This window comes from Streptococcus sp. 21.1 (assembly GCF_016648635.1).
Taxonomy (GTDB): Bacteria; Bacillota; Bacilli; order Lactobacillales; family Streptococcaceae; genus Streptococcus.
Genome location: NZ_JACLQL010000009.1, coordinates 33,853 through 53,829, shown reverse-complemented (window position 1 = coordinate 53,829; position 19,977 = coordinate 33,853). Strand labels below are relative to the sequence as shown.

21 protein-coding genes and 1 pseudogene are annotated in these 19,977 nt (G+C 41.5%); all 22 read left to right on the top strand.

Features of this window, described 5'->3' with window-relative positions; all coding sequences use genetic code 11:
- The 22 genes and pseudogenes from H7U01_RS07560 to H7U01_RS07455 all read left to right on the top strand — a co-directional run bounded on the left by H7U01_RS07560 (position 1) and on the right by H7U01_RS07455 (position 19,931).
- Positions 1 to 294 (top strand): rhodanese-like domain-containing protein, encoded by a 294-nt coding sequence (locus tag H7U01_RS07560; RefSeq protein ID WP_064524361.1) that lies wholly within the window; start codon positions 1 to 3, stop codon positions 292 to 294.
- 212 nt (positions 295 to 506) lie between these two features.
- Positions 507 to 1,271 carry a (S)-acetoin forming diacetyl reductase gene (locus H7U01_RS07555; RefSeq protein ID WP_060972977.1) on the top strand — a complete coding sequence of 255 codons (765 nt, stop codon included), beginning with the start codon at positions 507 to 509 and terminating at the stop codon, positions 1,269 to 1,271.
- Between the two features lie 105 nt (positions 1,272 to 1,376).
- Positions 1,377 to 1,541: a hypothetical protein gene (locus H7U01_RS07550; protein WP_002891050.1), complete on the top strand. Its 165-nt coding sequence runs from the start codon at positions 1,377 to 1,379 to the stop codon at positions 1,539 to 1,541.
- A 121-nt stretch (positions 1,542 to 1,662) separates the two neighbouring features.
- On the top strand, positions 1,663 to 3,495 hold the full coding sequence (lepA, locus tag H7U01_RS07545; RefSeq protein WP_002891049.1) for a translation elongation factor 4: 1,833 nt from the start codon (positions 1,663 to 1,665) through the stop codon (positions 3,493 to 3,495).
- Positions 3,496 to 3,543: 48 nt separating this feature from the next.
- Positions 3,544 to 4,923: a hypothetical protein gene (locus H7U01_RS07540; protein ID WP_064524362.1), complete on the top strand. Its 1,380-nt coding sequence runs from the start codon at positions 3,544 to 3,546 to the stop codon at positions 4,921 to 4,923.
- Positions 4,924 to 5,020: 97 nt separating this feature from the next.
- Positions 5,021 to 5,362 carry a hypothetical protein gene (locus H7U01_RS07535; RefSeq protein WP_064524365.1) on the top strand — a complete coding sequence of 114 codons (342 nt, stop codon included), beginning with the start codon at positions 5,021 to 5,023 and terminating at the stop codon, positions 5,360 to 5,362.
- 213 nt (positions 5,363 to 5,575) lie between these two features.
- Entirely contained in the window at positions 5,576 to 7,252 is a 1,677-nt protein-coding gene (alsS, locus tag H7U01_RS07530; protein WP_064524367.1) for an acetolactate synthase AlsS, read from the top strand.
- 15 nt (positions 7,253 to 7,267) lie between these two features.
- A complete protein-coding gene (budA, locus tag H7U01_RS07525) occupies positions 7,268 to 7,987 on the top strand; it encodes an acetolactate decarboxylase (protein ID WP_002891043.1) in 720 nt (239 codons plus the stop codon).
- 163 nt (positions 7,988 to 8,150) lie between these two features.
- Positions 8,151 to 8,600 carry a MarR family winged helix-turn-helix transcriptional regulator gene (locus tag H7U01_RS07520; RefSeq protein ID WP_037599958.1) on the top strand — a complete coding sequence of 150 codons (450 nt, stop codon included), beginning with the start codon at positions 8,151 to 8,153 and terminating at the stop codon, positions 8,598 to 8,600.
- Between the two features lie 18 nt (positions 8,601 to 8,618).
- Positions 8,619 to 9,575 carry a zinc-binding dehydrogenase gene (locus H7U01_RS07515; RefSeq protein ID WP_201041382.1) on the top strand — a complete coding sequence of 319 codons (957 nt, stop codon included), beginning with the start codon at positions 8,619 to 8,621 and terminating at the stop codon, positions 9,573 to 9,575.
- A 1-nt stretch (position 9,576) separates the two neighbouring features.
- Positions 9,577 to 10,305 carry an ABC transporter ATP-binding protein gene (locus H7U01_RS07510; RefSeq protein ID WP_201041381.1) on the top strand — a complete coding sequence of 243 codons (729 nt, stop codon included), beginning with the start codon at positions 9,577 to 9,579 and terminating at the stop codon, positions 10,303 to 10,305.
- Positions 10,298 to 11,818, top strand: a complete 1,521-nt coding sequence (locus tag H7U01_RS07505; RefSeq protein ID WP_201041380.1) for an ABC transporter permease/substrate-binding protein — start codon at positions 10,298 to 10,300, stop codon at positions 11,816 to 11,818. The genes H7U01_RS07510 and H7U01_RS07505 overlap by 8 nt, the downstream gene beginning before the upstream one ends.
- 111 nt (positions 11,819 to 11,929) lie before the next feature.
- Complete coding sequence (locus H7U01_RS07500; protein ID WP_201041379.1) at positions 11,930 to 12,730, top strand: PhzF family phenazine biosynthesis protein; 801 nt, start codon at positions 11,930 to 11,932, stop codon at positions 12,728 to 12,730.
- Positions 12,731 to 13,030: 300 nt separating this feature from the next.
- Complete coding sequence (locus H7U01_RS07495; protein WP_064524371.1) at positions 13,031 to 13,633, top strand: hypothetical protein; 603 nt, start codon at positions 13,031 to 13,033, stop codon at positions 13,631 to 13,633.
- Entirely contained in the window at positions 13,633 to 14,424 is a 792-nt protein-coding gene (locus H7U01_RS07490) for an energy-coupling factor transporter transmembrane component T (RefSeq protein ID WP_201041378.1), read from the top strand. Before H7U01_RS07495 ends, H7U01_RS07490 begins: the two co-directional genes overlap by 1 nt.
- On the top strand, positions 14,400 to 15,236 hold the full coding sequence (locus tag H7U01_RS07485; RefSeq protein ID WP_201041377.1) for an ABC transporter ATP-binding protein: 837 nt from the start codon (positions 14,400 to 14,402) through the stop codon (positions 15,234 to 15,236). The genes H7U01_RS07490 and H7U01_RS07485 overlap by 25 nt, the downstream gene beginning before the upstream one ends.
- Positions 15,223 to 16,023 (top strand): energy-coupling factor ABC transporter ATP-binding protein, encoded by an 801-nt coding sequence (locus H7U01_RS07480; protein WP_201041376.1) that lies wholly within the window; start codon positions 15,223 to 15,225, stop codon positions 16,021 to 16,023. Before H7U01_RS07485 ends, H7U01_RS07480 begins: the two co-directional genes overlap by 14 nt.
- 167 nt (positions 16,024 to 16,190) lie before the next feature.
- A pseudogene (pnuC, locus tag H7U01_RS07475) lies at positions 16,191 to 16,553 on the top strand (nicotinamide riboside transporter PnuC); the annotation flags it as partial.
- Positions 16,554 to 16,693: 140 nt separating this feature from the next.
- The gene (locus H7U01_RS07470; RefSeq protein ID WP_073689364.1) at positions 16,694 to 17,125 is read left to right on the top strand and encodes an Rrf2 family transcriptional regulator; all 432 of its coding nucleotides are present in this window, start codon (positions 16,694 to 16,696) and stop codon (positions 17,123 to 17,125) included.
- 77 nt (positions 17,126 to 17,202) lie between these two features.
- Positions 17,203 to 18,207: an NADP-dependent oxidoreductase gene (locus H7U01_RS07465; RefSeq protein ID WP_073689363.1), complete on the top strand. Its 1,005-nt coding sequence runs from the start codon at positions 17,203 to 17,205 to the stop codon at positions 18,205 to 18,207.
- 13 nt (positions 18,208 to 18,220) lie between these two features.
- Positions 18,221 to 19,057, top strand: coding sequence for an alpha/beta fold hydrolase (locus tag H7U01_RS07460; RefSeq protein ID WP_073689362.1), 837 nt, complete (start codon positions 18,221 to 18,223; stop codon positions 19,055 to 19,057).
- Between the two features lies 1 nt (position 19,058).
- Entirely contained in the window at positions 19,059 to 19,931 is an 873-nt protein-coding gene (locus tag H7U01_RS07455; RefSeq protein ID WP_201041375.1) for an SDR family NAD(P)-dependent oxidoreductase, read from the top strand.
- The last annotated feature ends 46 nt before the right edge of the window (positions 19,932 to 19,977 follow it).

Sequence of the window (19,977 nt, the reverse complement as noted above, 5' to 3'; positions counted from 1 at the left end):
ATGGATTTAGTAAAGATTCAATCTGATTTAGCTAAGGGTGGACTGTTAATTGATGTCAGAAGTCCAGAAGAGTATGCAGAAGGTCATGTTAAGAATGCCCTCTTGATTCCTCATACACAATTTTTTTCTGCTGAGATTCCAGCTGAAAAAGACGCTTCAATTTACCTCTATTGTAAAATGGGGCCTCGTGCAGAATTTGCTGCATCAGTTCTTAAAGAGCGAGGTTATACTAAGGTGACTAACTTGGGTGGCTTGGACGATATGGAAGCACTAGGTTTTGAATTTGAAGAATAATAGGAATAAGGTCACCCAAGGGTGGTCTTATTTGTTTTCAGAAAAGTTTGATAATTACTTGACAACGTTTTCATAAAGGAGTAGAATTTTTATTGAGTTAAGACAAAGCCTATGAAAATGACTTTGCCAGAACTTGACTAACTTAGCGTATTCCAATTGAGATAAGGCTGGGTATTAAGCCAGTGACTCTAATTGGTAGAGGAGGATTTCGTATGTCAAAAGTTGCTATTGTTACAGGTGCAGGTCAAGGTATTGGTTTTGCGATTGCAAAACGTTTGGTTGAAGATGGTTTTAAAGTCGGAGTATTGGACTACAACGCTGAAACTGCAGAAAAAGCGGTTGCTGAATTGTCAGCAGACAAAGCATTTGCGGTTGTAGCTGATGTATCTAAACAAGCTGAAGTAGCAGCTGCTTTCCAAAAAGTTGTTGATCACTTTGGTGACTTGAATGTTGTTGTTAATAATGCCGGTGTGGCACCAACAACACCACTTGATACTATTACTGAAGAACAGTTCCAACGTACATTTAACATCAATGTCGGTGGTGTTATCTGGGGTGCTCAAGCTGCACAAGCACAATTTAAAGCACTCGGTCATGGTGGTAAAATCATCAATGCAACTTCTCAAGCTGGTGTCGTTGGTAACCCTAACTTGACTGTATACGGTGGTACTAAATTCGCTGTGCGTGGTATTACTCAAACTTTGGCGCGTGACTTGGCTGAATCAGGTATCACTGTTAATGCTTATGCACCAGGTATCGTTAAGACTCCAATGATGTTTGACATTGCTCACGAAGTTGGTAAAAATGCTGGTAAAGATGATGAATGGGGTATGCAAACTTTTGCTAAAGATATTACTCTCAAACGTTTGTCAGAACCTGAAGATGTGGCAGCAGCAGTTAGCTTCTTGGCTGGACCTGACTCAAACTACATCACAGGTCAAACAATCATCGTTGATGGTGGTATGCAATTCCATTAATATTAAAAAGGAGAGCGGAAGACTCTCTTTTTTTTTTTGCTTGATAAAACATAATGTTTCTGATAATATAATTGTGATTAATTACGCTTTAAAAGGAGCCTTTCTATGTCAGATATTTTACACTATATTATAGAGCACCCATTTTTTAGTCTCATTCTATTGGGAATTGTTGTACTAGCCTTCGGTTTAGCTCCATTTTCAAGTAGTTCTACAGAAAACAAGCGCTCGGCAATTATTAATAAGCACTACAACGATACTTTTAAGAAATAAGAAGGAGTAAATGCGGTCAGAAAGCAGATATTAGAGATAGGCAAAAGCTTGTCTTTTTTGTATAATAGAAGGTAACGATTAGTTTTTTTATAGTCACAAGTAAGAACTAGGAAAGATAAAAATGCCAAATATTGAAGAATTAAAACAACGACAGGAGAAGATTCGTAACTTCTCTATTATTGCCCATATTGACCACGGTAAATCAACCCTTGCTGACCGTATTTTGGAAAAGACTGAGACAGTATCAAGTCGTGAGATGCAGGCGCAACTCCTTGATAGTATGGACCTCGAGCGTGAACGTGGTATCACTATCAAACTCAATGCCATTGAGCTTAACTATACAGCTAAAGATGGCGAAACATATATTTTCCACCTTATTGACACACCAGGACACGTGGACTTTACTTATGAAGTGTCACGTTCTCTTGCTGCCTGTGAGGGTGCAATCTTGGTGGTGGATGCTGCTCAAGGGATTGAAGCGCAAACACTTGCCAATGTTTACTTGGCCCTAGATAATGACTTGGAAATCTTACCAGTTATCAATAAAATCGACCTTCCAGCCGCAGATCCTGAACGTGTACGTACAGAGGTTGAAGATGTTATCGGACTAGATGCCTCAGAAGCTGTGCTTGCATCAGCTAAAGCTGGTATCGGTATCGAAGAGATTCTCGAACAAATTGTTGAGAAAGTTCCTGCACCTCAAGGTGAAGTCGAAGCGCCTCTCCAAGCCCTTATCTTTGACTCTGTTTATGATGCCTACCGTGGGGTTATCCTCCAAGTGCGTGTGGTTAACGGAATGGTTAAACCAGGCGATAAGATTCAAATGATGTCTAATGGCAAGACCTTTGATGTTACTGAGGTTGGTATCTTCACGCCTAAAGCTGTTGGCCGTGACTACCTTGCGACAGGTGATGTTGGTTATATCGCGGCCTCAATCAAGACTGTTGCGGATACCCGTGTCGGTGATACAGTAACACTTGCGGATAATCCAGCAGCAGAGCCACTCCATGGCTATAAGCAAATGAATCCAATGGTCTTCGCTGGTCTTTATCCAATTGAGTCTAATAAATACAATGACTTGCGTGAAGCTCTTGAAAAGCTCCAATTGAATGATGCCAGTCTTCAATTTGAGCCTGAAACGTCTCAAGCCCTTGGTTTCGGTTTCCGTTGTGGTTTCTTGGGTCTTCTTCACATGGATGTTATCCAAGAACGTTTGGAACGTGAGTTTAACATTGATCTCATCATGACAGCACCATCGGTAGTTTACCATGTTAACACTACTGACGGTGAGATGCTTGAAGTATCTAACCCATCTGAATTCCCAGATCCTACACGTATTGATGCCATCGAAGAGCCTTATGTTAAAGCTCAAATCATGGTTCCTCAAGAGTATGTTGGTGCGGTTATGGAGTTGGCACAACGTAAACGTGGTGATTTTGAAACCATGGAATACATTGATGATAATCGTGTGAACGTTATCTATCAAATTCCACTTGCTGAAATTGTCTTTGATTTCTTTGATAAATTGAAATCATCTACACGTGGTTATGCAAGCTTTGACTATGAATTGTCAGAATACCGCCGTTCACAATTGGTGAAAATGGATATTCTCCTTAATGGTGACAAGGTCGATGCCCTTAGCTTCATCGTTCATAAGGAATTTGCCTACGAGCGTGGAAAACTTATCGTTGATAAGCTTAAGAAAATCATTCCACGTCAACAATTCGAAGTGCCTATCCAAGCGGCTATCGGTCAAAAAATTGTTGCCCGTACAGATATCAAAGCCCTTCGTAAAAACGTCTTGGCTAAGTGTTACGGTGGTGACGTTTCACGTAAACGTAAACTCCTCGAAAAACAAAAAGCCGGTAAGAAACGTATGAAAGCTATCGGTTCGGTTGAAGTACCACAAGAAGCCTTCTTATCAGTACTTTCAATGGACGAAGATGAGAAATAAGAGTAATAGTCAGAATGTGATGTTCTGGCTATTTTTGTAATAAAAGTTATGATAAAGATGATTTTAAAATTCCCCTTCTCAAAGCGTGGAAGGATTTATACTGCGACTATACTAATGCTTTTCTTTTTAGGGAATATATATACAAAGCACAAATTTCATGAAAAAGCTGTAGAAGAGTTACAGATGGCTCTAAAAGCTGATAAAGTAACTTCCAATGAGATTTTTGGTAGACGTCAACAATATGTTGCAATTAGTCATGAAGAACCCACTTACTATAATTCTGAAGATAATGTAGCTACTGAGATGATTGGTAGAAATCATTTTGTTCGCTATTACGACACCATGAGTAGTCTCCATCAAGCTCATTTGGTAGTTTATGATATCAACAAAAATTTTGAAAAGAAAATTATTAATTTGACCCCATATTTGAAGAAAATAAAAGATTTTAAAGATATTAAGGAGTTGGCTGTGTCTTTAAGATCGATTGATGGTTATGATTATGTTTTCTTGGAGAATTCTCAAAACGATAAGCAATTTGCTTACAATTTAGATACGAATCAATTTTTAACTATAGACCTACCAGATTATTCTTACAGTAAGGAGGAAATGCTTTATTTTGGTGATAAGAGTTCTGCTCGTAATCAGATGAATGATAGCAACATGTGGGGATATTTAAAGAGAGAAGGAAACTTGGATGAGCTTTTAAGGAAGTCACCAGCCCCAGAGGACAGCTATTTATCTGCTCAGCTAAACCTAATTATAGAAATTGATAATGTAGACATTTCCAAAGAGGAGAATCAGATTAATCTATTTAATGACAATCCCGAAGTCAAACATATTTACGAAGAAGCTGTAAATCAGACAGCAACAAATGGTAATACCTTAAAGAAATTTAAACTATTGACCCGTCAAGGCAAGGAAGGAGATTTCCCAGCTGGTCCAACTGAACCAGTGAAAAGGAAAGAACCTGATAAACCAAGCGAACCAAAGAAAGTTCCAGAATTTAATGTTTTTCCTGATTCTATTTTTCCTGTTAAAACTTTAAGTTTCAGTGAGATTCTGAACAAAAAGGCTCAACAAGATTATCAGAAAGACTATCGAGCTTACGAAAAAGCACGTCAAAAAGTTCAAAAGGATTACGATAGGGAATATAAAGCCTATAAAAAGAAATTGGCTCAATATGAGTCCTATAGAGATAGAGAGTACGACAAACAATCACAAATCTATTTTTCTCCTGAAGAGCAGACCAATGATATTTTACATTGGTTGGGAACAAATGGAGAGCAAGCAATTGTAATTTCTGTAGAGGACGGTGCTGGTATTAGGAAGGAAATTCATTCTTTTGCTGATATTAAGGAGTGGGTAGATAAACATGATTACGATAACACTATAAAATCGGACTTTAGAGATTATAAAGAAGCTAAATAAGGATTCATGGGCTTTTAGTCTTATCAAGAAACCCATTACAAGCATTTTTCTCAGCTTTAGGCTATAATAGATAAAAAGGAATCTTGGGAGGGCCACTATGGATATCATGAGTTTTATTCCCAGTCAGCGACAGGCTATTTTGGAGCGTTTTCAGCAAGTGGAGGCCTTGGGATTAGGCGCAGTTCGTATTGAATTGAAGGTTGCTAATCCTGTTGGCATCATCTATGAGTGCTTTATTTTGGCAGGGGAGAATTATTTTTCTGATCAAGCAGTGGTATCCTTCCGCATTCTCTATGAAAAGGACTTGGAACGCATTTCTTTGGATGTCGTAGATATCCCTGGTCGCTCAAGCTTGTCTAATTATCTCCAGTTAATAGAGATTTTTGAAGGCTTGCAAAATTATCTTAATCGAGAGTTTGCTAAGGTAAAAAATTCATGAACATCTGATAGTAATCGGGTGTTTCTTTTTGCGATGGAAGTTCAAAATTTCACAATCTTTTTTTCACAAGATTGTCTGAAAACTGTGCTATAATGATAACAGAATTGTGAAGTGATAAAAGTTTGTGAAAAAACGAGCAGACTTTGACACTTTGTGACTTATACTTGAAAGGAAAATTGGCTCTATCATTTTAGGGCCAGAAGGACTGTGTTCATGTCAGAAGAAAAGCAATTGTATGGTGCGGATTTAGTGGTTGATAGTTTGATCAACCATGATGTTGATTATGTCTTTGGGATTCCAGGTGCAAAAATCGATAGGGTTTTTGATACTTTGGAAGATAAGGGACCTGAATTGATTGTTGCCCGTCATGAGCAAAATGCTGCTTTTATGGCTCAAGGTGTTGGACGTATCACAGGGAAACCCGGTGTAGTATTGGTAACATCTGGTCCAGGTGTCTCAAATTTGGCTACTGGTTTGGTAACAGCGACAGATGAAGGAGATCCTGTTCTTGCTATTGGTGGTCAGGTTAAGCGTGCAGATCTTTTGAAACGTGCCCATCAATCAATGAATAACGTTGCTATGCTTGAACCGATTACCAAGTATGCTGCTGAAGTACATGATGCTAATACACTTTCTGAAACGGTTGCTAATGCCTATCGCCATGCTAAGTCAGGGAAACCGGGTGCAAGCTTTATTTCAATTCCTCAAGACGTGACTGATGCTCCGGTCAGTGTTAAGGCTATCAAGCCTATGACGGATCCAAAACTTGGTTCAGCATCTGTTTCTGATATTAACTATCTCGCACAGGCGATAAAAAATGCCGTATTGCCAGTCTTACTTTTAGGGAACGGCGCTTCATCAGAAGCTGTAACTTACTCTATTCGCCAGATTTTGAAACATGTTAAATTACCAGTTGTTGAAACTTTCCAAGGTGCTGGTATCGTGTCACGTGACCTTGAAGAGGATACTTTCTTTGGTCGTGTAGGTCTTTTCCGTAACCAACCGGGGGACATGTTGCTTAAGAAGTCGGACTTGATTATTGCCATTGGTTATGACCCAATTGAGTATGAAGCACGTAACTGGAATGCTGAAATTTCAGCACGTATTATCGTAATTGATGTTGAACCTGCTGAGGTGGATACTTACTTCCAGCCAGAACGTGAATTGATTGGCAATGTAGAAGCAACCTTAGACTTGCTCTTGCCAGCTATTCAAGGCTACAAATTACCTGAAGGATCAGTTGAGTATCTTAAAGGGTTAAAAAATACAGTCGTTGAAGATGTTAAATTTGAGCGTCAGCCCGAAGAAGGTACCGTACATCCACTCGATTTAATTGAAGTTTTACAAGAACAAACAGATGATGATATGACAGTTACCGTTGACGTTGGTAGTCACTATATCTGGATGGCTCGTTATTTCAAATCTTATGAACCACGTCATTTGCTTTTCTCAAATGGGATGCAAACTTTAGGGGTTGCTCTTCCGTGGGCCATCTCTGCAGCTTTGGTTCGTCCTAAGACAAAAGTCATTTCTGTTTCTGGTGACGGTGGTTTCCTCTTCTCAGCACAAGAATTGGAGACAGCAGTTCGATTGAAATTGCCAATTGTTCATATTATCTGGAACGATGGCCATTACAATATGGTGGAATTCCAGGAAGAAATGAAGTACGGTCGATCATCTGGGGTTGACTTTGGTCCTGTAGATTTTGTAAAATATGCTGAGAGCTTTGGAGCGAAAGGTTATCGTGCAACAAGTAAAGAGGAGTTTTCTAGCTTACTCCAAGAAGCCTTGGCTCAAGCTGTAGATGGACCAGTCCTTATTGATGTTCCAATCGACTATAAAGATAATATTAAACTCGGCGAAACTATTTTGCCAGATGAATTTTACTAAAAAGAGGGTGTAGACATGTCTGAAGCCATAAAATTATTTCAATATAATACTTTGGGAGCCTTGATGGCTGGGCTTTATGGAGGTACTTTAACAGTTGGTGAATTGTTGGAGCATGGAGACTTGGGTCTTGGAACATTAGATTCTATTGATGGGGAGTTGATTGTTCTTGATGGTAAAGCCTATCAAGCTAAAGGCTCTGAAGGTAAAGTCGAAGTGGTAGAAGTTTCTCCAGATGAAAAAGTTCCCTATGCAGCAGTCGTACCTCACCAAGCTGAAGTTATCTTCCGTCAACGTTATGAAATGACTGATAAAGAACTTGAGGATCGTATTGAATCTTACTATGATGGGGTTAATCTCTTCCGTTCTATCAAAATTAAGGGTCATTTTAAACACATGCACGTGCGCATGATTCCTAAATCAAATGCGGATATTAAGTTTGCTGATGTTGCCACTCGCCAACCTGAGTACGAGGTAGATGATATTTCAGGTACCATCGTTGGTATTTGGACGCCAGAAATGTTTCACGGTGTGAGTGTTGCTGGTTATCACCTTCATTTTATTTCAGACGACTTGACATTCGGTGGTCACGTTATGGACTTTGTTATTGAAAATGGTATTATCGAAGTTGGACCAGTTGACCAACTCGATCAACGTTTCCCAGTTCAAGACCGTCAGTATCTCTTTGCTAAATTCAATGTCGATGAGATGCGTGAAGATATTACCAAGGCTGAATAAAATATTTTAAAGATATCAATCGATTATAGTTAGAACTTTCCTAGATGATTAGGAAAGTTTTTTTGTTTTTATAATTATTTCGATATCGAAATAGTTGACAGATGTAACGAACAGTGATACAATGACTGTAATGTTTCGATATAGAAATAAAAAGGAGACAAAAATGGATAAGATGACAGGAGGCTACCAAGCTTTACAGATACGCTTGTTGAACGGGCGTATCTTTCAAAAACTCTTGAGCAAGGAACCAGATGCTCAATACCGTAGTGAACAGGGGAAAATTTTAACAGTCTTATGGCAAAAAGAGCAAGGAAGGGCAACTGCAACTGATATTGCTCTAGCGACGGGACTAGCTAATAACACATTGACTAGCATGATAAAGAAGTTGGTCGAGCAAGGCTTGGTTAAGATTGAACAGAGTGACCAGGACAAGCGCAAGAAGTTTGTAGTCTTGACGGAATTAGGTTGGGCGCAAAAAGAAATTGGAGATCGCGTCAGTCAGGAACTGGGAGAGATATTCTACCAAGGCTTTTCGGATAACGAAATCCAAGAATTTGAGGAGTATCAAGAGCGTATAATCTCAAATCTAAAAGCTAAAGAGAAAGAACTTTAAAAAAATAGGGAGTACCTTATGAAAGCAGTTGTTGTGAGCAGTCCAGGTGGACCAGAGGTATTAGAAGTTGTCGAACGACAAAAACCAATTTTGAAGGCCGGTTGGACCTTGGTGAAAATTCAAGGATTTGGCATCAATCACAGTGAAATTTTTACCCGTCAGGGTTTATCGCCGTCAGTTCAATTTCCTCGTGTGTTAGGAATTGAGTGTGTCGGTCTTGTGGAACAAACGACACGACCGGATTTGAAGATTGGACAGCAAATCATTTCCATTATGGGGGAGATGGGGCGAGCTTTTGATGGAGGTTATGCAGAGTATACACTTCTCCCAAATGAGCAAATTTATCCAATCAAGACAGAACTTGATTTGGAAAGCTTGATTGCCCTTCCTGAGACATATTACACAGCTTTTGGTGCTTTTCTTAATCTCAAGATTGAGGAGAAAGATTGCGTGTTAGTTCGCGGGGCAACTAGTGGTGTAGGAATTGCCTTTGCTAGACTGCTTAAAGGAAAATTTCCTGAGATTCACTTGGTAGGAACTAGCCGAAATTTAGCTAAGGAAGACCAATTGAAGGCGGTCGGATTTGATCAGGTGATTTTGGAGAAGGATGGCGTCTTGCAAAGTGAGGAGTCTTTCACAAAAATTCTAGATCTAGTGGGACCTCGCCATATCAAAGATAGTATCCATCACTTAAGTGAAGGAGGAATTATCTGCTCTTGTGGTCAATTAGGTAGCCAGTGGACCTTGGCTGATTTTGATCCAATTGTTGAATTGTCGAAGAATGTTTATTTAACGACCTTTTATTCGGGGAATGTTTCAAATGAAAAGCTCCAAGAGTTGATTGATTTTGTGGAATTGTATCAAGTGGATGTCCGGCCTGAGAAGGTTTATAGGCTAGAAGAGATACAAGAAGCGCACACCTATCTTGAAAGTAGCCAGTCATTTGGGAAAGTAATTGTGAAAATTGAGGAATAATATGATTGAATATAAAAATGTAGTCCTGCGCTACACGGATACAGACATTTTAAAAGATGTCAATCTCTGTATTGAAGATGGAGAATTTATGGTCCTTGTGGGACCTTCAGGGTCTGGAAAAACCACCATGCTCAAGATGATCAATCGTCTTTTGGAGCCGACAGATGGCAATATTTATATGGATGGAAAACGCATCAAGGACTATGATGAACGAGGGTTACGTCTTTCTACTGGTTATGTTTTGCAGGCCATTGCCCTCTTTCCAAATCTAACTGTCGCTGAGAATATTGCTTTAATTCCAGAGATGAAAGGGTGGACTAAAAGCCAAATAGCCTCTAAAACTGAAGAACTCTTGGATAAGGTAGGTATGCCTGCTGCAGAGTATGCAAATCGCAAGCCAAGTGAGTTATCTGGTGGGGAGCAACAACGGATTGGGATTGTGCGGGCCATCATTTCAGAGCCAAAGATTCTATTGATGGACGAGCCCTTTTCAGCCTTGGATGCCATTTCCCGCAAACAGCTACAGGCTCTTACCAAAGACTTGCACAAAGAATTTGGTATGACGACTATTTTCGTGACTCATGATACAGACGAAGCCTTGAAATTAGGCGATCGGATTGCGGTGCTACAAGAAGGAGAGATTGTGCAGGTGGCGGATTCTGATACCATTCTAGCCCAACCGGCCAACGACTTTGTTGCGAATTTATTTGGAGGTGCTCACCATGTCTAAACTACTTGCAACCTTTCAAGAACGTTTTGGAGACTGGCTCACTGCGCTGGGGCAACATTTGCAACTGTCCTTACTAACCTTGCTCCTTGCGATTTTTCTGGCGGTCCCTCTGGCTATTTATTTAAGTAGTCGCAAGAGAGCGAGCAACTGGGTTTTACAGGTAGCTGGAATCTTCCAGACCATTCCTTCCATGGCCCTTTTGGGGCTATTCATTCCCATCATGGGAATTGGAACACTTCCGGCCTTGACAGCTCTCGTCATCTATGCCATTTTCCCCATCCTTCAAAATACCATCACTGGTTTGCAAGGGATTGACCCAAGTCTAGAAGAAGCAGGGGTCGCCTTTGGGATGTCAAAGTTGGAGCGCTTGAAGAAGTTTGAGATTCCCTTGGCCATGCCCGTCATCATGTCTGGGATTCGGACAGCAGCTGTGATGATTATCGGGACGGCTACCCTAGCTGCCTTGATTGGAGCAGGGGGACTCGGTTCCTTTATCCTTCTAGGGATTGACCGCAATAATGCCAGTCTGATTTTGATCGGTGCCCTGTCTTCAGCCTTCTTGGCCATCGCCTTTAACCTTCTTCTCAAATGGATGGAAAAGGCCAAATTGCGGACCATCTTTGCGGCTTTTGCGGTAATGGTTATCGGATTGGGAGTATCTTATACACCAAGTTTTCTTCCCAAACCGGAAAAAGAAAACCTGGTCATTGCTGGGAAGTTAGGTCCTGAACCGGAAATTCTAGCCAATATGTACAAGATTTTGATTGAAGAAAACACAGACATGACAGTGACTGTTAAACCAAATTTTGGCAAGACCACTTTCCTCTATGAAGCTCTGAAAAAAGGGGATATTGCTATCTATCCAGAGTTTACAGGGACCGTGACCGAAAGTCTCCTCAAGCCGGCGCCGCAAGTCGACCATGATCCAGAAGCAGTCTATCAAGCGGCTCGAGATGGGATCAAGAAACAAGACAACCTGGCCTTGCTCAAACCCATGGCTTATCAGAATACCTATGCTGTCGCGGTGCCTAAGAAAATTGCCCAAGAGTATGGTCTCAAGACCATTTCAGATTTGAAAAAGGTGGAAGGACAACTCAAGGCAGGATTTACCTTGGAGTTTAATGATCGAGAGGATGGGAACAAGGGCTTGCAGAAAGTCTATGGTCTTAATCTACAAGTATCCACCATGGAGCCAGCCCTTCGCTACCAGGCTATCCAGTCTGGTGAAATCCAGATAACAGATGCCTACTCAACGGATGCCGAGCTTGCTCGCTATGACCTTGTGGCCCTAGAGGATGACAAACAACTCTTCCCACCTTATCAAGGAGCACCCCTCATGAAAGAAGCTCTTCTTAAGAAACATTCAGAATTGGAAGGCATTCTAAACAAGTTATCTGGTAAAATCACAGCAGAGCAAATGAGCCAGATGAACTACCAAGTGGGAGTAGCAGGTAAACCGGCTGCCCAAGTCGCACATGATTTCTTGGTAAAAGAAGGTGTTATCAAGAAATAATGAAAAATTTGCACAAAAAGTAACTTTTTCAATTAACTTTTTTAGTTACTATTTGTCTGTTTTCTATCTTATTTTCAGATATAATAAAGATAACAAATTAAGGAGCCCTTCATGTCAATTAGTCAATATACCATCCCACAATTTATCGTTGATGCTTTTACAGATACCGTTTTTAAAGGGAACCCAGCTGCTGTTTGTCTTCTGGACGAATGGTTGTCGGATAATACCTTACAGAATATTGCCAAAGAAAACAATCTCTCTGAGACAGCTTTTACGGTTAAAAGGAACGGCTATTACGATTTACGTTGGTTTACTCCCGGTGGAGAAATCGATTTGTGTGGTCATGCTACTTTAGCAACTGCCTTCGTTCTCTTTCAATTTATAGAAGTGGATGTTGATAGTCTAACCTTTGCAACTCAGAGTGGGGAGCTTTTGGTAACCAAAAGAGGAGAGCTATATGAGCTGAATTTCCCAGTTTACTCGATGCACCAGGTTCCAGTAACAAGTGAGATGGAAGAAGCAATCGGTGTCCGTCCTCTTGAAGCGTGGCTTGGAAGAGATCTAGTGTGTATCCTCCCTCATGAAAATCATGTCATTGCTGCGACTCCAGATTTCGATAAAGTTAAAGCATTAGATGGCTTACTCCTAAATATCACAGCTAAAGGTAAAAACTATGATACCGTTACACGTAGTTTTGCACCAAAATTATCAATCATGGAAGATCCAGTTTGTGGTTCTGGGCATTGTCATGTCATTCCCTTATGGGCTAAAAAGTTAGGACAAGAAGAATTTAGAGCTTATCAAGCCTCTAAGAGAAGTGGTCATCTTATTTGCCGACTAGAAGGCGATAGGCTTTATCTTGCGGGAAAAGCTGCCCTCTATAGCCGTGGCGAGATTTATGTGACAGACTAGATGTTGTCTAGTATAAGCAATAACGATTAAAGTCATTATAGAAACAAAAGATGTCTAGCTGAGCTAGGCATTTTAAATTTTCCAAATTTTTTTGAAGAATTTTCAGAAAAGACTTGACAATTTCGAAAAATAGCGTATGATAAGACTATGAACTTTAAAAATAGTAATTTTACTATATTAACTCATGTCGACTACAGTTGGTATTGTGAAAAGACTAAATAGTTCTATTAACTATTCTATAGAGCGTTGCGTCCGAAAGTCATTCCTGACACGGCTCTTTAAAAACAAAAGGAGAAGATTATGAAAACAGAACCGATTCATCGTACCAGTATGTGGAAATTTAAGTTAAGTGCTTCCACCATGACTTTGATTCCCGCTGCCGTGGGGATTAACTATGTTGCCAAAGCCTTGGCGGAGGGGTTAAAGTTGCCCGTTTGGCTGGGGTCTTTGGGAACCTTTCTTGCCAGCATGTTGGCTGGGCCGGTTGCCGGTGCCATCAGTGGTTTCATCAACAACGTGATCTATGGGCTGACCTTATCGCCAATTTCAACCGTGTATGCGATTACCAGCATCGGAATTGGGATTGCTGTCGGAGTTTTGCACGCCAATGGGTGGTTCTCGTCAGCGCGACGAGTATTTGTTTCTGCTATTATTATTGCCATCGTTTCAGCTGTCATTTCAACGCCACTCAACGTCATCTTTTGGGGTGGTCAGACCGGTATCGCTTGGGGTGACTCATTGTTTGCGGTAATGGTCGCCAATCATGCACCAGTGTGGCTGGCCTCATTTACCGATGAGTTTGTCTTGGATATTTTGGATAAAGTCTGCGTGGCCTACCTGGCATTCTTCATCTATCGTCAGCTGCCGAAGCGGATGGTGCACTTCTTTAGCGGTGATAAATGATGACTGCTCAAACATTGATTTCTGGAGCGCCACGGGTCAAGCTCAAGTGGTACCAGGTGATCGATCCGATTACTAAGCTCTTGTTCATCTTGGACATGACGTTGTTGAGCTTTGCCAGTATGAATTTATTGCTTCAGGCCGGATTAATTCTTGTCGCAACATTGCTATTGTTATTTTCCAAATTGAGTTCTACCATCTTTAAGGCGCTAGGATTCAGCCTGTTTCTGATTTGTACCATGCTGATCATCCAAGGGTTATTTTACAGTCGGAATCAAACTGTGCTGTTTTCTGTGCTTGGGGTGTCGTTCTACAAAGAAGGCCTGATTTATGCCACCACTCTGGGTTGTCGAGTATTGGTGATTATTTTGACCAGTGGCTTTTTTATGGTGACCACGAGTATTTCAGAAAACGCGGCCTATTTGGAACTGTCCGGATTATCTTATAAAACCGTCTACGTTCTGATGTCGGTGTGTTATATTTTGCCGGAAATGATGCGCAATATGCGGAAAATCCAGCAGGCACAAAAAGTTCGCGGAACCAATCCGCAAAAAACGTTGATTCAGAAATTAAAGTCAGTCCTGCCGGTTCTAATTCCATTGGTGATTAAGACCTTGGATCAATCGATGGCGCGGTCGATTTCGCTCCAACTGAGAGGTTTTGATAATCCCAACCGGACTGTCAGAACCTCCCAGCGCGTGTATCGCCTGTCGCGGACGCTGCACATTGGTCTGACTGGATTGGCAATTTTATTGATTGGGTGGAAGATATGGAAGAAGATAAACGGATTGTAATTGAAAATTTGACCACCCGTTATCCGGGTACTGAGCAACCACAACTGCGTCAGATTAACGCGGAGGTTCATACCGGCCAGGTGGTTGGGATTATCGGGAATAGCCACTCCGGCAAATCGACTTTGTGCCGTGTGCTGGCAGGGGTCATTCCCAAAATTGTGTCTGCTGAGATTGAGGGCGACTGGCACATGTTTGGCCAGCGAGTGTCCGACAATTGGCCCGTTTATAATGCCATGAATGGAGTTGTACTGCAAAATCCAGCTGGCCAACTAAGCGGGTTGGCAGACACGGTTGCCGATGAAATCGCCTTTGACTTGATTAATCAGGGAATGGCTGAAGGACTGATTCAAAAACGGGTTGAAGAAGTTGCCACGCAAATGGGGCTGATTGAACAGCTGAATTTGCGTCCCGAGAGCCTTTCCGGTGGTCAGATCCAGCGGTTGGCAATTGCCACGGCAATTGTGTCTAATCCGGCTGTTTTGATTATGGATGATCCGACCAGTCAGATGGATCCCCTTGGCCGCCGGCAATTTTTCCAATGGCTAGCCCAAGTCAAAGAGACGACTGTCTTCATTGTCACCAGTGAAATTGACGATTTGTGCGAAGTCGCCGACGTTGTGTGGGTGCTGCACGAGGGTCAAATGGTAGCCCAGGGCAGGCCGGGTGAGGTGTTTAATCATTTGGCAGCTGACTGGCAGATTCCAGCCCCGACAATCCAGCAACTTGCTCAAAAAATGGATTGGCACTTGGCTGATGGCCGGTATCCGGTGAATGGCGCTGATCTGAAGGAGGCTCGTTATGCCCACAATTGAACTGAACCACTTGACGTTCACTTATCCGGAACGGTCCTTTAGCTTGGATGTTGAAGATAAACACTTCGCCGATCCGATGGTGGCGATTGTCGGCCAAAATGGTGCCGGCAAATCAACGCTCTTCAAATTGTTGACGGGCTTGCTGACACCACAAACCGGTGTGATTAAGATCGATGGAGAAAATTTTAATGATCTTAAACCAGTCGAAAAGTTACTGAAGGTTGGGATTACTTTTCAGAATCCTGACGATCAGCTTTTCAACCCGACCGTTCAACGAGAGGTGGAGTGGAGTGTCGCGCAGGTCATGGATGACCACGACACGATTACGAGGCGGGCTTTAGTGGCTCTAAAAAGAGTTGGCTTGGATGATAAAGCAGCTGAAAGTCCATATGACCTGTCATTGTCGGAACGCAAGCTGTTGAGCGTTGCCACAGTTTTGGCAGTGGATCCGGCGATTTATTTATTTGATGAGCCGATGATGTCGCTTGATTGGGAAAGCCGGCGCAAGTTGACCGCAATTTTCCATCAGTTGGCTGATTCGGGCCACCAAGTTGTGACCATCACCCATGACATGGATTGGGTCGCCGCCGAGTTTGAGTCGGTGTATGTTATGGAACACGGGAAGTTTGGCTTCGCCGGCAGTCCACGGGAATTGTTCAGCGATCACGAACTTGTCCAGCGAGTGGGATTACTACCACCGCGGATTATGGACATAGCGGAGTCGCTGGGTGATTCACAGACATATTTATCGGTTAATGATTATTGCCAGAAAAATCGAGATGTATAGAAAAAGTCACCTCTGCGGGTTTTCCAGGTTGAAGGATTAACTTCAGCTTCTGGCAAGAACTCACGGTTCTTTTCTACCATTTGTCAAGTCTATCAAGGCTTTAAGTAAAAAAAAGAGATAAGACAGTATCTATTCTGAGGTTACTGTCTTAATTTTAACACTTTTTGATCTATCAAGCCCAGTTCAAAAAAGAACAGCAGGAATTTGTTGCCCGTAAGTTGGATACCGTGGGATGGACCAAGTACCTCTCAATTAGTGTATTTTGGTGGCTAGCTTTTGGTCTTATTTACCAGTCAATTGGAGCTAATCGTCCTTATCGTGATTCTATTACTGATGCGACAAACGGTGTTGATCAGCTCTTGATGACAGCTGTTTACCGTGAACAATGGATTTTTTGGGCTGCTACTAATGTTTTCTCTATCTACCTCTGGTGGGGAGAAAGCCTTCAAATTCAAGGGAAATACTTCATTTATCTTATCAACAGTCTAGTTGGTTGGTACCAATGGAGCAAGGCGGCAAAGAAAGCTTAATACTTATGTTTATCAATTAATAAGAGGATTCCATAGGGTCCTCTTTTTGTTTTTTAACAGTGAAGCACAAGTCTTGCTTTTCTTTTTATTTATGGTATACTTGTTCTTGCACCAGATACAAGTTATCTAAAGGAGTTTATATGGATACAAAATTTTCAGTAGCCTTACATATCCTAACCATGATTAGTGAAAGCAAGGAAACCCTAAGCTCTCAAGCATTAGCTATTAGTGTTGGGACTAACGCGAGTTACATTCGAAAGGTAATCGCCTTATTGAAAAATGCTGGACTAATCCAGTCTCAGCAAGGAAAAACAGGCTATCAACTCAGTAAGTCCCCAAAGGAAGTGACCTTACTTGAAATTTATTTTGCAACACAAGAAGTCAGCCACATCAGCCTATTTCCTGTTCATCAAAATAGCAATCCGGATTGCCCAGTAGGGAAACATATTCAAGCTGCCGTTTCACCACTATTTGCTAGTGCTGAAGCTCAACTTGAGAAGGAACTAGCTCACCAAACCTTAGAAGATGTCATTAATAATCTTTATAAAGAGGCCAAACAAAAACGAAACTGATTTGCATGCAGATCAGTTTTAAAAAGACTAGACTTGTATCTCAATCGGATACAACAGAAATTAGAAAAGAGAAGACAATGAAAGCCGCACAACATACATCATACAACAAAAAGAATATCACACTGAACATCACAGAAGTCGCTACACCAAGTATCACAGACAAAGAAGTTTTGGTCAAAGTCACCGTTGCTGGTGTTAATCCTCTGGATAATATGATTTCCAGAGGAGAAGTCAAGATGATCGTCCCTTACAAACTCCCACAAACTGCGGGAAATGAAGTGGTCGGTATCATTGAAGAGACCGGTAAACAAGTCAAAAATCTCAAAGTCGGAGACCGAGTTTTTGGACGTCTCCCACTCGACCACATCGGTGCCTTTGCAGAATACGTAGCTGTCGATAGTCAGGCTCTAGCCAAGGTTCCAGACTATCTGTCAGACGAGGAAGCCGCTGCTGTGCCTTTGACTGCCTTAACCATTATGCAAGCCCTAGAACTCATGGGCGCTCAATCTAGCAAAACCATCTTTATCTCTGGTGGTACAGGCGGTGTCGGTGGCATGGCCATTCCGATTGCTAAGGGTAAAGGTTTGAAGGTCATTACCAATGGGGCTGGAGATAGCGCTGAGCGTGTATTGAAGCTAGGAGCAGATCGTTTTATCGATTACAAAACAGAGGATTATACAAAAACTGTTAGCCAGGTTGATTATGTCCTCGATACCCTTGGTGGCGCTAAGACTGAAAAACAAATGTCTATCATGAAAAAAGGTGGTCAGCTTGTGTCCCTCCGTGCGATGCCAAATGGTGACTTTGCCAAACGCATGAACCTGCCAAAATGGAAACAGATCCTACTTGGACTAGCCGGTCGCAAATTTGATAAGATGGCGGACAAATACGGCGTTCACTACCATTTTATCTTTGTAGAAAGCAATGGCGCTCAATTACAAGAGGTAGCTGACCTCTTTAGCAGATTGGAAATCAAGCCATCTATCGATACAGTCTATCCATTTGAAGAAGTGAATAGCGCCTTAGACAAGGTCGCTAATGGTCGCTCACGTGGAAAAACAGTCCTCAGCTTTAAGAAATAAAAAGGAAAAGACAATGTCATATCTTACAACTAAAACTCAATACATCACTGTCCAAGGAAACAAAATTGCCTATCGCGAACTCAGTAAAGGCAAATCAAAACTGCCTCTTCTGATGCTGGTCCATCTGGCAGCAACCCTCGACAACTGGGATCCAAAACTCTTGGACTTGATTGCTGAAAAACACCATGTGATTGTGGTCGACCTACCTGGTGTCGGAGCCAGTCAAGGTAAAGTGGCGCCAACCATTCCTGGAATGGCTGAGCAGACAATTGCCGTTATAGAAGCCCTTGGTTACGATAAGATTAATCTTCTTGGCCTTTCTATGGGGGGTATGATTGCCCAAGAAATCATCCGAAACAAGCCTGATTTGGTCAACCGTCTCATTTTAGCAGGAACAGGACCTCGAGGAGGAAAAGAGGTCGATAAGGTCACAGGGAAAACCTTTAACTATATGTTTAAAGCTGGACTCGAGCGCATCGATCCTAAACGCTATATCTTCTATAACCATGATGAACAAGGAAAAATCGAAGCCTTGAAAGTTCTCGGACGAATGGGAATGCGAACCAAAGAATTTGCGGACAAAGACATGAGTGTGCCTGGTTTCTTGACTCAACTCAAAGCTATTAAACGTTGGGGGAAAGATTCTCAAGACGACCTAACATTTATCACCCAACCAACCTTAATCGTCAACGGCGACCAGGATATGCAGGTTCCAACGGAAAATTCTTATGATATGCATGAGAAAATAAAAGATAGTAAGCTCATCATCTATCCAAATGCTGGTCACGGTTCGATCTTCCAATATGCAGAAGAGTTTTCGAAAGAACTCATTGCTTTCTTGGAGGACTAATATGGTCAAAACCATTCTAATAACAGGTGCTACGGATGGTATTGGTAAACATTTGGCAAAGAAACTGACTAGTGAAGGCCATCATGTCATCCTTCATGGTCGCAATCCTCAAAAACTTGAGTTGGCGCTTCGAGAGGTTCGGGCCGTTTCCCTGAGAGGAAGAGTTTCAAGCTACTTGGCAGATTTTTCAAAATTAGATGAGGTTTATCGATTTGCGGAGGAAATCAAGCGTGACTTTCAAAGGATCGGTGTCTTGTTTAACAATGCAGGACTGTATGCAGGAAAAGAACGAAAAGTGAGTGCTGAAAATGTCGAATTGACTTTTATGTTATCCGTTATGGTTCCTTATATTTTAACAACTGAGCTAAGCCCCTTGTTAGAAAAATCGGCTGACGGCCGTGTCATTAATACCTCTTCCTATATGCATCATTTTGCCAAGGTCAAGGATTTGGACTTTGGTTTTGAGAAAGAATACAATCCAGGATTAGCTTATAATAATTCCAAGCTCTATACCATCTGGATGACACGTTATTTGGCAAGAGATTTATTTTTAAAAGGTTCAAATATCACTATTAATGCCTACCATCCCGGCTTGATTTCAACCAACTTAGGGAATAATTCTAGTGATGAAAAGACGAAAAAGTCTCTCTTTGGACGCCTGATGAAATCTCTCTCAAAAGATCTAGATCAGGGAATCGAAACAGGTTATTATCTCACCTTATCAGAAGAAGTCAGGGGCTTGACTGGCTACTACTTTGATGAAAAGAAAGTCAAGTCTGTATCTGAAAAAGGCTACACAATTGAAAAAGCACGGAAATTAATGGATTACTGCCAAGAAAAGGTCAAAATGTTTAAAGAAAAGCAGGATTTTTAATTCCTTATTGATTTCGTAAATACAAAAAACTCAAGTTTTATCAATG

Coding starts and splice junctions, on each gene's coding strand:
- H7U01_RS07505 (WP_201041380.1), top strand. CDS start 10,298: ATGTCTAAACTACTTGCAACCTTTCAAGAACGTTTTGGAGACTGGCTC.
- H7U01_RS07465 (WP_073689363.1), top strand. CDS start 17,203: ATGAAAGCCGCACAACATACATCATACAACAAAAAGAATATCACACTG.
- H7U01_RS07540 (WP_064524362.1), top strand. CDS start 3,544: ATGATAAAGATGATTTTAAAATTCCCCTTCTCAAAGCGTGGAAGGATT.
- H7U01_RS07515 (WP_201041382.1), top strand. CDS start 8,619: ATGAAAGCAGTTGTTGTGAGCAGTCCAGGTGGACCAGAGGTATTAGAA.
- H7U01_RS07485 (WP_201041377.1), top strand. CDS start 14,400: ATGGAAGAAGATAAACGGATTGTAATTGAAAATTTGACCACCCGTTAT.
- H7U01_RS07510 (WP_201041381.1), top strand. CDS start 9,577: ATGATTGAATATAAAAATGTAGTCCTGCGCTACACGGATACAGACATT.
- H7U01_RS07490 (WP_201041378.1), top strand. CDS start 13,633: ATGACTGCTCAAACATTGATTTCTGGAGCGCCACGGGTCAAGCTCAAG.
- lepA (WP_002891049.1), top strand. CDS start 1,663: ATGCCAAATATTGAAGAATTAAAACAACGACAGGAGAAGATTCGTAAC.
- H7U01_RS07520 (WP_037599958.1), top strand. CDS start 8,151: ATGGATAAGATGACAGGAGGCTACCAAGCTTTACAGATACGCTTGTTG.
- H7U01_RS07560 (WP_064524361.1), top strand. CDS start 1: ATGGATTTAGTAAAGATTCAATCTGATTTAGCTAAGGGTGGACTGTTA.
- H7U01_RS07470 (WP_073689364.1), top strand. CDS start 16,694: ATGGATACAAAATTTTCAGTAGCCTTACATATCCTAACCATGATTAGT.
- H7U01_RS07495 (WP_064524371.1), top strand. CDS start 13,031: ATGAAAACAGAACCGATTCATCGTACCAGTATGTGGAAATTTAAGTTA.
- H7U01_RS07535 (WP_064524365.1), top strand. CDS start 5,021: ATGGATATCATGAGTTTTATTCCCAGTCAGCGACAGGCTATTTTGGAG.
- H7U01_RS07555 (WP_060972977.1), top strand. CDS start 507: ATGTCAAAAGTTGCTATTGTTACAGGTGCAGGTCAAGGTATTGGTTTT.
- H7U01_RS07460 (WP_073689362.1), top strand. CDS start 18,221: ATGTCATATCTTACAACTAAAACTCAATACATCACTGTCCAAGGAAAC.
- budA (WP_002891043.1), top strand. CDS start 7,268: ATGTCTGAAGCCATAAAATTATTTCAATATAATACTTTGGGAGCCTTG.
- H7U01_RS07480 (WP_201041376.1), top strand. CDS start 15,223: ATGCCCACAATTGAACTGAACCACTTGACGTTCACTTATCCGGAACGG.
- H7U01_RS07550 (WP_002891050.1), top strand. CDS start 1,377: ATGTCAGATATTTTACACTATATTATAGAGCACCCATTTTTTAGTCTC.
- H7U01_RS07500 (WP_201041379.1), top strand. CDS start 11,930: ATGTCAATTAGTCAATATACCATCCCACAATTTATCGTTGATGCTTTT.
- H7U01_RS07455 (WP_201041375.1), top strand. CDS start 19,059: ATGGTCAAAACCATTCTAATAACAGGTGCTACGGATGGTATTGGTAAA.
- alsS (WP_064524367.1), top strand. CDS start 5,576: ATGTCAGAAGAAAAGCAATTGTATGGTGCGGATTTAGTGGTTGATAGT.